Origin of the sequence: Thalassolituus sp. UBA6592 (assembly GCF_002433655.1) — a bacterium.
In the GTDB taxonomy this organism is placed as follows: domain Bacteria; phylum Pseudomonadota; class Gammaproteobacteria; order Pseudomonadales; family Oceanobacteraceae; genus Venatoribacter.
The window spans coordinates 66,215-77,169 of record NZ_DJIO01000028.1 but is presented as its reverse complement, the minus strand read 5'-3'; the positions used below and the strand labels follow the sequence as shown (position 1 = coordinate 77,169).

10 protein-coding genes are annotated in these 10,955 nt (G+C 54.7%); 5 read left to right on the top strand and 5 right to left on the bottom strand.

All coding sequences use genetic code 11. The features are described 5' to 3' along the window. Positions 1 to 143: 143 nt before the first annotated feature. From B2Z72_RS02705 to B2Z72_RS02685, 5 genes are all read right to left on the bottom strand, one after another. Complete coding sequence (locus B2Z72_RS02705) at positions 144 to 422, bottom strand: oxidative damage protection protein (RefSeq protein ID WP_296986200.1); 279 nt, start codon at positions 420 to 422, stop codon at positions 144 to 146. Continuing rightward, a complete protein-coding gene (gene mutY / locus B2Z72_RS02700; RefSeq protein ID WP_296986201.1) occupies positions 419 to 1,492 on the bottom strand; it encodes an A/G-specific adenine glycosylase in 1,074 nt (357 codons plus the stop codon). Before mutY ends, B2Z72_RS02705 begins: the two co-directional genes overlap by 4 nt. 49 nt (positions 1,493 to 1,541) lie before the next feature. Then, on the bottom strand, positions 1,542 to 3,956 hold the full coding sequence (locus B2Z72_RS02695; protein WP_296986202.1) for a bifunctional diguanylate cyclase/phosphodiesterase: 2,415 nt from the start codon (positions 3,954 to 3,956) through the stop codon (positions 1,542 to 1,544). 308 nt (positions 3,957 to 4,264) lie between these two features. Beyond that, positions 4,265 to 4,936 (bottom strand): MlaC/ttg2D family ABC transporter substrate-binding protein, encoded by a 672-nt coding sequence (locus B2Z72_RS02690; RefSeq protein WP_296986203.1) that lies wholly within the window; start codon positions 4,934 to 4,936, stop codon positions 4,265 to 4,267. 107 nt (positions 4,937 to 5,043) lie between these two features. Beyond that, positions 5,044 to 5,454, bottom strand: a complete 411-nt coding sequence (locus B2Z72_RS02685; protein WP_296986205.1) for an acetyl-CoA sensor PanZ family protein — start codon at positions 5,452 to 5,454, stop codon at positions 5,044 to 5,046. A 160-nt stretch (positions 5,455 to 5,614) separates the two neighbouring features. Between B2Z72_RS02685 and hisB the strand changes: the two genes are divergently transcribed. The 5 genes from hisB (at position 5,615) to B2Z72_RS02660 (ending at position 10,889) form a co-directional block, all read left to right on the top strand. Further along, positions 5,615 to 6,205 carry an imidazoleglycerol-phosphate dehydratase HisB gene (hisB, locus tag B2Z72_RS02680; protein WP_414716388.1) on the top strand — a complete coding sequence of 197 codons (591 nt, stop codon included), beginning with the start codon at positions 5,615 to 5,617 and terminating at the stop codon, positions 6,203 to 6,205. Between the two features lie 12 nt (positions 6,206 to 6,217). After that, on the top strand, positions 6,218 to 6,862 hold the full coding sequence (gene hisH / locus B2Z72_RS02675; protein WP_296986207.1) for an imidazole glycerol phosphate synthase subunit HisH: 645 nt from the start codon (positions 6,218 to 6,220) through the stop codon (positions 6,860 to 6,862). A gap of 129 nt (positions 6,863 to 6,991) precedes the next feature. Then, positions 6,992 to 7,732: a 1-(5-phosphoribosyl)-5-[(5-phosphoribosylamino)methylideneamino]imidazole-4-carboxamide isomerase gene (gene hisA / locus B2Z72_RS02670; protein WP_296986211.1), complete on the top strand. Its 741-nt coding sequence runs from the start codon at positions 6,992 to 6,994 to the stop codon at positions 7,730 to 7,732. A 3-nt stretch (positions 7,733 to 7,735) separates the two neighbouring features. After that, positions 7,736 to 8,497, top strand: a complete 762-nt coding sequence (hisF, locus tag B2Z72_RS02665; protein ID WP_296986213.1) for an imidazole glycerol phosphate synthase subunit HisF — start codon at positions 7,736 to 7,738, stop codon at positions 8,495 to 8,497. A gap of 118 nt (positions 8,498 to 8,615) precedes the next feature. Then, on the top strand, positions 8,616 to 10,889 hold the full coding sequence (locus tag B2Z72_RS02660; RefSeq protein WP_297004091.1) for a TonB-dependent receptor plug domain-containing protein: 2,274 nt from the start codon (positions 8,616 to 8,618) through the stop codon (positions 10,887 to 10,889). The last annotated feature ends 66 nt before the right edge of the window (positions 10,890 to 10,955 follow it).

The following is a 10,955-nucleotide window of genomic DNA, read 5'->3' as shown; positions in this document are numbered from 1 at the left end:
CCGACACGGGGATTTTCAATCCCCTGCTCTACCGACTGAGCTATCTGGGCATCTTGTTCTGATCAGCTGTGTTACAGGTCTTGATCAGCAAGTGGCGCGTATTAAACCGTTTGGCCGATCTTCTGTCAAGCATCTTTCTAAGATTATTTATCTTTATTTTCAGGCACATAGCCTTCGGCTGCGTCGAAGGTGTCGCCGCTGAGAAATTTTCCGCGCTGTTCGGTCAGGTATTTGCGTGCCTGCATGTCCATCATGTTCAGATGCTTCTCATTGATCAGGCGGGTCTGGTGCTGGGTCCACTCTTCCCATGCCTTGCGCGACACGTGATTGTAGATGTCTTCACCCTGTGGGCCAGGGAAGGGCGGCGTGTCCAGTCCTTCCAGTTCCTGCTGGTATTTTTTGCAGAATACGGTGCGGGTCATATAAGGCTCTCTGTCTGTTGGCTTTCCAGCAGCATTTTCACCGGGGCGGCGAGCCCGAGTGTGCTGGGTGATTTGGGATTGTACCAGTGAATCGGGTCTTTACCGGATTCCTGTACGCTGGATGGCGTGTTCTGCAGGTGGTAAATCACCGGCTGAATATCCAGATGGTAGTGGCTGAAGGTGTGACGGAAGGCTGTTAACCACTCTTCTTCGGCGATCGGGCAGCCGGGCAGTTGCTGGCTGATCAGCTGCTGAGCCTTCGCACCATCGGTTGCTTCCGGGAAGCTCCACAGCCCACCCCAGATGCCTTTTTGTGGGCGCTGTTGTAAGAGGTATTCGCCGGCGGGATTGCGCAGCATGACTAACAGCGTGCTCTTAACCGGCTTTTCTTTTTTCGGTTTGCTGTTCGGGAACTGAGTGGGTTTGCCGCTGGCGAAGCCCTGACACTGGGGTTGTAACGGACAGATACCGCAGGCGGGTTTGCTGCGCGTGCACAGGGTGGCGCCCATATCCATCATGGCCTGTGTGTATTCGCGCGAGCTGTGGTCCGGGGTCAGCTCTTCGGCCAGTGCCCACATGTCGTTCTGAATGCGGGTCTCGCCGGGCCAGCCTTCAATAGCAAAGAAACGCGTCAGCACACGTTTGACGTTGCCGTCGAGAATCGGCGCATTGATGCCCATGCTGATTGAGGCAATGGCTGCTGCGGTTGACCGGCCAATGCCTGGCAGGGTGCTGAGTTCTTCCACTGAGCGCGGAAATTCACCGTTAAAGTCAGCCACGACTTTCTGCGCACAGGCATGCAGGTTGCGGCCACGGGCATAGTAGCCAAGGCCGGTCCACAGGTGCAGTACGTCATCCTGTGAGGCAGCGGCCAGCGCCTGCACATCAGGGAAGCGCTGCATAAAGCGTTCAAAATAGGGGATTACTGTGGCGACCTGGGTCTGTTGCAGCATGATTTCAGACACCCATACCCGGTAGGGGGTGATGTTCTGCTGCCACGGCAGGTCTTTGCGGCCATATTGGTGATACCAGTTGAGAACGGCATCACTGAAGGAAAATGTTTTGCTCATGGTCCCGCATTATACGGGACTCAGGTGTTTAAGGCAGGCCTTGCGCAGACTAGAGTTCGGAAATCTTATCTGCCCTGAACGTGCTGCCACTTTCGCTGAGGAACTGGTGTAACTGGCCAAGGGACAGTGGCCGGCTGAACAGGTAACCCTGGCCTTCATCACAGGCGTTCTGACGCAGGAACTGCAGCTGTTGCTGGGTTTCAACACCCTCGGCGACAACGGTCAGTGACAGCTTATGTGCCATGGCGATTACCGCCGCTGTGATAGCCATGTCGTTTTCGTCGTCCGGGATATCGGTGACGAAGGAGCGGTCGACTTTAAGCACATCGATCGGGAAGCGCTTGATGTAAGACAGCGACGAGTAGCCGGTACCAAAGTCATCGATGGCGATGGCGACTCCGGTCTTTTTGATTTCCTGCATGATCTGAATCGCCGACTCCACATCTTCCATCAGGGTGCTTTCGGTGATTTCCAGTTCCAGACACTGTGGCCGGATTTTGGTGATTTCGAGCACGCTGCGGATACGCTGCAGCAGGTAGGGGTCGGTAAACTGACGGGCTGACAGGTTGACCGCTACTTTGGCATCTTCCGGCAGTACTTTGCTGCGGATCAGCGAGCTCATCTGGCGACAGCTCTGTTCCAGTACCCAGCTGCCGATCTCGAAAATCTGGCCGGTCTCTTCCGCCACCGGGATAAAGCGGTCCGGGGTGATCATGCCTTTTTCCGGGTGCTGCCAGCGGATCAGGGTTTCTACGCCGGTTACATGGTAGTCGGTCAGGCTGATTTTGGGCTGGAAGACCAGACTGAAGTGTTCGCGGGCAATGGCTTCGCCGATTTCTTTTTCCAGTGACAGGTGTTCGAGGATGGAGTGATTCATATCCTCAGAGAAGAACTGGAAGTTGTTGCGGCCCATTTCTTTGGCGCGGTACATGGCCAGATCGGCATTCTTCATCAGGGTATTGGCGTCGGTGGAGTCGTCTGGTGTCAGGGTGATACCGATACTGACGGTGGTGACTATGTCCTGGCCTTTGATGCGGATGGGTTTGGCCATGGCGAGGAGCAGCTTTTCGGCGACCACCAGAACGTCCTGGGTCTGGTGAACATCGGTCAGCAGAATGGTGAATTCATCGCCGCCGATACGCGATACCGTATCGTTTTCACGTACGGTGTTGTTCAGCCGTGAGGCAACTTCTTTCAGCAGACTGTCACCGGCATCGTGCCCGAGGGTGTCGTTGACGCGTTTGAACTGGTCCATATCGAGGAACATCAGCGCCATGGAAGTGCCGGAGCGCATCACGGTTTTAACGGCTTTTTCCAGACGGTTACGGAACAGGCGGCGGTTGGCGAGGCCCGTCAGCGGATCGTAAAAGGCGAGGGTTTCCATCTGCAGCTGGGCTGCTTTAAGTTCGGAAATATCGGAGATTACGCCGAGATAGCCCTGCAGTTCGCCATTACGGTCGTGCAGCGCACTGGCCATCAGCTGAATCCAGACATGACTCTGATCACGGCGCTGCAGGCGCAGTTCGATGACGATGCTTTCCTGATCTGAGGTCAGGCGGTTCCAGGCCTGACGTACATCGGGCAGGTCGTCGGCGTGAATGCGGGCAAACCATTCCTGCAGGCCAGGCAGGTTGCTCTGTACGCCATGGATGTCGCGCCAGCGCTGGTTAACGTATTGCAGTTGCTGGTTCTGATCGAGCTGAAAAATCCCCACCGGCGACAGCGCGGTGAGTTTGTGAAAGCGCTCTTTGCTGGTTTTCAGTGAGGCGTTTTCTTCTTCAATGGTGCGCAGCAGGCTGTTGAACAGGTCGACCAGATCGCCCAGCTCATCGTTACTGTCTTTGCCGGCGCGGATCGAGTAATCCTTACGCAGCATGATATTCCTCAGGGTGTTGCTGAGATCGCGCATCGGCCGCGCCACCATGCTTTGCAGGCGCGACGCCAACAGCAGCGACAGCATCACCGCCGCTGCCAGGATCATCACCGAGAAAATCAGAAACTGGCGGATGCGGTCCATCAGGTCGGCGTGGCCAATCTCGATATACAGCGTGCCGATGGGGGTATCGTTCAGCAGGATCGGGAAGAACTGGCTGAAGTTGCTCTGCTGACGCGATTGCAGTGGATGCAGCTGTTTCGGGCAGGGCAGCATGCCTTCGCCACGGTATTCTGCGGCCAGTGTGTTCGGATCAGAATAAATGCAGCCGCGGATGACGCTGCTGTCGGCCTGCAGGGTGGCGAGGTTACTTTGCAGCAGAGCGGAATCGTTAAAGGTCAGGGCAGTGGCAGAACGGGTGGCGATCACGTCGCCGAGAATGGCCAGCTTCTTCTGCACATCCTGACGCGCCAGATAATATTCCAGCGAAATAAAGGCAAGGTTGGACATCAGCAGACTGACGCCAGTAGTGATCAGGGCAATGATGACCAGCTTGCGGCGTACGGACTGATTTTTCAGGATGTTAATCATCCGGGCATCCCGGGCGTGTTAAGGGCGTTGGCATAAAAGGCCGGGATAACTGTGAAAATGGCTGAGGGTCTGACCATTGTGCTCTGCTGAGTAACTGCTGACTTATGGATAGTGGCAAGCCGCTGCCCGCTGCGCAAGCGCATAAATCAGCATAATTGCGACATTGTGCAAACATTGCAGTGATAAGCGGGATTAACACAGCCTTAATTTTAGGTTGGGGGCGCATGATTGCCAGACTGCAGGCAAAAAAAACTGGCCGCGCGGGCCAGTAATAGGGGGAGGAAAACAGCAGAGAGTTGCTGTCAGGACTAACTGTTACCTTGGTCAGTGCCAGCGGCAGAAAGTTCCTCAGTTTTCTCATCACCGGCGTTATCTTCGTTGGCCAGTTCGTTCAGCAGATCATCCATACTGCTGTTCTGCAGGCGCTGGGCCAGCTGATCACGGTAGGTTTTTACCATGCCGAGACCGGCGACAACCGCGTCGTATACACGCCAGTGGTTGGTGTCTTTATCAAAGTACAGACGGAAATCCACCGGTACTTCCTGGCCGTTGGTCTGCTTCAGCATGCCCTTAACCAGCGCCTTGCTGCCGTCGGGGCTGAAGCGTGGGTCTTCATAGGTGAACTGTTCACCGCTGAAAGCCTTGAAGGCACCGCTGTAAGTGCGGATCTGGCGTTCACGGAAGCGGTCGATAAACTGCTGACGCTGTTCCGGGGTAGCACGGCGCCAGTATTTACCCAGCGCGCCCATGGCGATCTTTTCCTGATCAATCGCAGGCACGATGTAAGTGGTCACCAGACGGCGGACTTCATCTTCTGTACGCTGTTCCGGGGTCAGTTTGTTCAGCTCTGCGATGATGCCGAAGGTTGCCTTTTCCACCACTTCTTTGGGAGAGGCTGGTTCTGTTGCTGCACGTGCTGACAGGGTAAATACCGCCAGCAGCAGGACCAGAAGGTTACGTATTTGTTGAGGAGTGGTCATGTTTCTCAGGCTCCGGGTTGTGATTGTTGCAGTATGAGTGCTGACAGGTGCAGTGAAAAGGTCGTTGCGCCTGAATAAATCGTTCTGGTTATGCGAATAATTTGCGATTATTGACCATTATTGTATTTAAAAACACCATTTATGAGCTGGAATTCCCGGCGCTGCAGGGCTTCGCTCAGCCAGTCTGGTGAATCTTTGATCAATAAAGTCTGCTTACGTTCCCTGGCTCTTAGCTGAATAAAATGCAGCAGCTGATGCATTACCCCGCGTCGCTGGGTGATGCTCCTGACGCCGGCCTGATGTAATAAAAGACCATCCTCCGTCGGCATTGCCAGAATGACACCGGCAATACGGTCATTAAAGCGCCCGGCGAGAATTTCTCCGCCTTTTGTGAGGAAACTTTGCAGTTCCTGTACATCACTGGTGAGGCCTGTGGCGGCGGTATCCTGGTGGATCTTCTGCAGATCCTGCCAGTCGGTTTCGGTCGGTCGGGTAATGCATTCCAGTTTTACTGGCACTTTATACTCCATCGCTGGGTTGGCAGATGAATGCCGGACATGCGGCAGGATGGCGTCGACAGAGGGTATTTCGTCGCTGAAAGCCCTCTCCCGGCCTACTTTTCGGGGCGCTTTGCTTTATAATGCTTTCTTTTTCATTTTGCGAGAGTTGGAGCAGATCATGACCCGCGCAGCCAAGGTCGAGCGTAATACGCTTGAGACCCAGATCAGCGTTGCCATCGACCTCGATGGCAGTGGCAAGGCAAAGTTTGATACCGGTGTGCCTTTTCTTGAGCACATGATGGATCAGATCGCCCGTCATGGCCTGATTGACCTCGATATCACCTGTAAAGGCGACACTCATATCGATGATCACCACACCGTGGAAGACATCGGCATTACTCTGGGCCAGGCATTTGCCAAAGCCGTGGGTGACAAAAAAGGCATCGTGCGTTACGGCCACTCTTATGTGCCGCTGGACGAAGCCCTGTCACGGGTAGTGATCGACTTCTCCGGTCGTCCGGGTCTGTTTATGAATGTTGAATTCACCCGCGCCAGCATTGGCAAGCTGGATACCCAGCTGTTCTGGGAATTTTTCCAGGGCTTCGTTAATCACGCTGGTGTCACTCTGCACATTGATAACCTGAAAGGCTTCAATGCTCACCACCAGGCAGAGACTATTTTCAAAGCGTTTGGCCGCGCACTGCGCATGGCGCTGGAAATGGATCCGCGTATGGAAGGTGTTATGCCGTCTACCAAAGGTTGTCTGTGAGGTTGTGATTGTATGAGCAGTAAAATCTGTGCCGTGATTGACTATGGTATGGGCAACCTTCACTCCGCCCACGGTGCATTACAGACCGTGGCGCCGGACACCACTGTGCTGGTGACCAGCGATCCGGAAACCATTCTCAAAGCTGACCACGTCGTTCTGCCTGGTGTTGGCGCAATCCGCGACTGTATGGCGGAAATCCGTGCCCAGGGCATTGATCAGGTGGTGGCTGAAGTACGCAAAAGCAAACCTTTGCTGGGTATCTGTGTTGGTCTGCAGGCGATGATGAACCGCAGTGAAGAAAACGGCGGTGTCGATTGCATGGGCCTGTTCCCGGGCCAGGTAAAGTTCTTTGGTAAAGACCTCAAAGAAAACGGTGAGCATCTGAAGGTGCCGCATATGGGCTGGAACCAGGTACAGCAGGTCGCGCATCCGCTGTGGTCCGGTATCGCCGATAACAGCCGTTTCTATTTTGTGCATTCTTTTTACGTTGCTGCAGAAAACGCCAGCCAGGTTAAAGGCCGTGGCCATTACGGTGTTGATTTTGCTGCGGCGATGGGCGAGGACAATGTCTTCGCTGTGCAGTTTCACCCGGAAAAAAGCCACAATGCCGGACTTTCCCTGCTGCGTAATTTTTTAAATTGGGACGGTCAAGCCTGATTAAATTGGGACGATCAGCCCTGATTAAACCGGGACGGCCAGGCTTAATTAAGCCGGGGCGGTCAGGCTGACAATGTCTGGCGTCAGTGCCAGCCCGTGACAACGAATTTTGAGATTTAAGGTACAAACATGCTGGTAATTCCTGCGATTGATTTAAAAGATGGCCAATGTGTACGACTGCGTCAGGGCCGTATGGACGATTCCACTGTATTCGGTGACGATCCGGTTTCCATGGCGAAGCGCTGGGTTGATGCTGGCTGCCGTCGTCTGCACCTGGTTGACCTGAACGGTGCTTTTGCTGGTGAACCGGTGAATGGTGAAGCGGTTACGTCCATTGCCAAAGCCTTTCCCGGCCTGCCGATTCAGATTGGTGGCGGTATCCGTACGCTGGAAACCATCGAGCATTACATTAAAGCTGGCGTCAGCTACGTGATCATCGGTACCAAAGCGGTTAAAGAACCTGAATTCGTTAAGGAAGCCTGTAAGGCATTTCCGGGTACTGTGATTGTTGGTCTGGATGCGCAGGACGGTTTTGTGGCGACTGACGGCTGGGCGGAAGTGTCTTCCGTTAAGGCGGTGGATCTGGCCAAGCAGTTTAAAGACGACGGCGTAACCTCCATCGTTTATACCGATATCGCCCGCGACGGCATGATGCAGGGCGTCAATGTTGAAGCCACGCTGAATCTGGCGGTTGAAGGCGGTATTCCGGTGATCGCTTCTGGCGGTGTGACCAACATTGAAGATATCCGGGCGCTGTCTAAGGTGGCGAATCAGGGTATTCTCGGTGCTATCACCGGCCGTGCAATCTACGAAGGCACGCTGGATGTGGCGGAAGCGCAGACTCTGGCTGACGAACTGACAGGTAACTGATTCATGGGTCTGGCAAAACGCATTATTCCCTGCCTCGACGTGGATAAAGGCCGCGTCGTAAAAGGCGTGAACTTCGTCGGCATCCGCGATGCCGGTGATCCGGTAGAAATCGCCAAACGCTACAACGATCAGGGCGCCGACGAAATTACCTTCCTCGATATTACTGCCAGCCATGAAGGCCGTGACACTACGGTACACATGGTTGAGGCCATTGCCGAGCAGGTGTTTATCCCGCTGACGGTGGGCGGCGGTATCCGTGAACTGGACGATATCCGCCGTATGCTGAATGCCGGTGCGGATAAAGTCTCCATCAACTCCGCGGCTGTGTATAACCCGGAGTTTGTCAAAGCGGCGTCAGAGAAATTCGGTGCCCAGTGCATCGTAGTGGCGATTGATGCCAAGCAGGTGGATGACCATTGGGAAATCTTCACCCATGGCGGCCGCAAGCCAACCGGCATTAATGCCGTTGAGTGGGCAGTAAAAATGGAAGAATACGGCGCCGGGGAAATCCTGCTGACTTCCATGGATCGTGATGGCGTTAAAAGTGGTTTTGATCTGGGTGTAACCCGCGCCATTTCCGATGCGGTGAATATTCCGGTGATCGCCTCTGGTGGTGTCGGCAATCTCGATCATCTGGTCGATGGTGTGAAACTGGGCCATGCGGATGCCGTGCTGGCGGCCAGTATCTTCCACTTTGGTGAGTACACGGTGCAGGAAGCCAAACAGCATATGGCCGCAGCCGGGATTGAGATGCGTCTGGATTGATTACTCAGGACCGGATGGGACAAATGTGCCACTCGGTCATAAAAGTGTGTCAATTCCGCTTTAAGATCGGATGAACTTTTAGTGTAATTGACACATATATAATTAGTCAGGGAAGATCATGTTATTAAGCAGAAGTGGGGTTTATCCCTTCTCATCTCCTTTGTCGCAGGTCAGCGCGGCTCTGGTGATGGCCTCGGTTTCTCTCGTTTCAATCTCCTTTTCTGTCTCCGTTTGTGCGGATGATTCCCTGTTATTTGAGCCTGATATTCCTCAGGTTCTTACCCCCGTCAGGCTGCAGCAGCCTCTGGCTGAAGTGCCGGCCAGTGTCACCGTTATAACGGCCGAGCAGCTGCGACTGTGGGGCGTTGAAGACTTACCTTCCGCTTTTCGGTTTGTTCCCGGCATGTTTGTCGCCCGTGAGCTGACGTCGAACAGTTCAACGGTTCTCTATCATTCCGGCGATGTGTCGCTGGCGCGTCGTCTGGAAGTGCTGGTGGATGGGCGCTCCGTGTATAAAGCCTCATTTGCCAACGTCGACTGGGATCAGCTCAATATTGCGCTGGAAGACATTGAGCGCATCGAAATTACCCGCGGTCCGAGTGCATCCAGTTACGGCATGAATGCCTTTCAGGGTGTCATTCATATTATTACCCGTCATCCGGCAGACAGTTCGCCATTGCGCATAGCTGCCGAGTACGGTTCGGAAAGTCGCCGTCGTGGCTACGCCAGTGCCACCCATCTGACCCCGGCCAGTCAGCAGCGTCTGAGTGTGTTTGGCTGGCAGGAAGGTGACGCCGGTGATTATCACGCCGATGGTGGTCTGGTTGGCGGTGTGCCGGATTTTAATCAGGTTAAAGGGTTTAATTTATCCGGCGCCTGGCAGTCGGGTGCGGATTCCACGCTGCGCTGGCAGCTGGGCCGTCAGCAGTTAAAACGCGATCAGATGGCGGATTCCAATTTTCAGGTGGATTCGCCACAGCAGGAATCGATTTCAGATGTGGCCTGGCTGAAATGGAAGACGCAGGTTTCGCCGGACCACGAAGTGCAGTTGCAGGGTTATTGGCAGGGTGAGAATAACGAAGTCGAATATCGTGGCTGTGCACCGTCGGTGGCCTTTGATCCTGCACTGGCAGCGCTCTATCGCTCCAACCCTGACTTGATGAATGTGGTCGCCGGCGCGCTGCTGTCATTGCAAAGTGACGGTTTGGCGGCCGATGAGCGCAGCCAGATTGAACAGATTTTTACTGCGGTGGCGATGGGGCTGGTGGATGCGGACACGCTGTCGGCATTGCTGGGCGTAAGCGTCAGTGATGAGGATTTTGCCGTGCTGCAGCAGGCGGTACAGCCAATGATGGTGGCCGGTGCGCTGGATGAAGTTACCTGCGGTGATGGCGATATCGACATTTATGAACAGCGGGCTGACTTCGAATTGCAGGATACCATTCGCTGGAATGATTCACTGCGCACGGTTCAGGGGTTGGGTTATCGCCAGGATCAGGCGCACTCGGATACGTACCTTGGTGGTGGGGTGCGTATTGATCAGTGGCTGGCCTTTATCAATGCTGAGTACCGGATGAATACGTCGGTACTGATTTCTGCTGCGGGCATGCTGGAATATGACGGTGAGCGGTCGGCGCGTTTTTCGCCGAAGCTCGGCATGAATTATCTGTTTGGTGCGCAGCAGAGTGTGCGTCTGCAGGTATCCCAGAGCAAACGCAGTCCGGATCTGGCGGAACGTCACGTCGACACCTCGGCCTCGCTGCGCCGTATGAGCGACAATTATCTGGGGCTTGAAAGTGGCGCCCTGTTCTACAATACCTCCGCTGATGCGTGGCGCGATGATCTGAAAGACGAAAAACTGTTTGCCTGGGAGTTGGGCTACTACGGTTATTTCCACCCGTCATCCGTACAGGTGAACCTGAAGTATTTCGAAGAGCGCATGGATGATCTCATCAGTACCCAGATTACCCTGAACAGCACGTATCTCGGTAACGAAGGCAGTATGAATCTGCGCGGTGTCGAAGGTCAGATCAGCTGGCAGCCGGTATTCGGCCAGAGTCTGGTGCTCAGTGGCCTGCTGCAGGACCGGGAGGCGGACCGTAACAGTGAGCTGATTCTTGGCACCGAGCAGGCTTGGCGACTGATGTGGACGCGCAAAGCCGCGGTCTGGGAGCAATCCTTCGGTGTTATTTACGATTACAGTGCCCGCAATGACGCGGGTGGCAGCCGTAAAGGCGGCTATCAGCAGAAAAAACTGGTCTGGCGTCTGGGGGCTGACACTCAACTGGGTCAGTGGTACTGGGCGGGTACGTATGATGGCCTGTACGATCAGGTGTTGTATGACAATACACCGAGATGGCACAACCGGATCGGTTGGGCGATGGATTGGTAGCGCTCTGCCGGGCCGTGGTGCGGGGTAGGCTATGGTGCGGGGCAGGCAATGGTGCCGGGTAGGGAA

Coding starts and splice junctions, on each gene's coding strand:
- B2Z72_RS02705 (WP_296986200.1), bottom strand. CDS start 422: ATGACCCGCACCGTATTCTGCAAAAAATACCAGCAGGAACTGGAAGGA.
- mutY (WP_296986201.1), bottom strand. CDS start 1,492: ATGAGCAAAACATTTTCCTTCAGTGATGCCGTTCTCAACTGGTATCAC.
- B2Z72_RS02695 (WP_296986202.1), bottom strand. CDS start 3,956: ATGATTAACATCCTGAAAAATCAGTCCGTACGCCGCAAGCTGGTCATC.
- B2Z72_RS02690 (WP_296986203.1), bottom strand. CDS start 4,936: ATGACCACTCCTCAACAAATACGTAACCTTCTGGTCCTGCTGCTGGCG.
- hisB (WP_414716388.1), top strand. CDS start 5,615: ATGACCCGCGCAGCCAAGGTCGAGCGTAATACGCTTGAGACCCAGATC.
- hisH (WP_296986207.1), top strand. CDS start 6,218: ATGAGCAGTAAAATCTGTGCCGTGATTGACTATGGTATGGGCAACCTT.
- hisA (WP_296986211.1), top strand. CDS start 6,992: ATGCTGGTAATTCCTGCGATTGATTTAAAAGATGGCCAATGTGTACGA.
- hisF (WP_296986213.1), top strand. CDS start 7,736: ATGGGTCTGGCAAAACGCATTATTCCCTGCCTCGACGTGGATAAAGGC.
- B2Z72_RS02660 (WP_297004091.1), top strand. CDS start 8,616: ATGTTATTAAGCAGAAGTGGGGTTTATCCCTTCTCATCTCCTTTGTCG.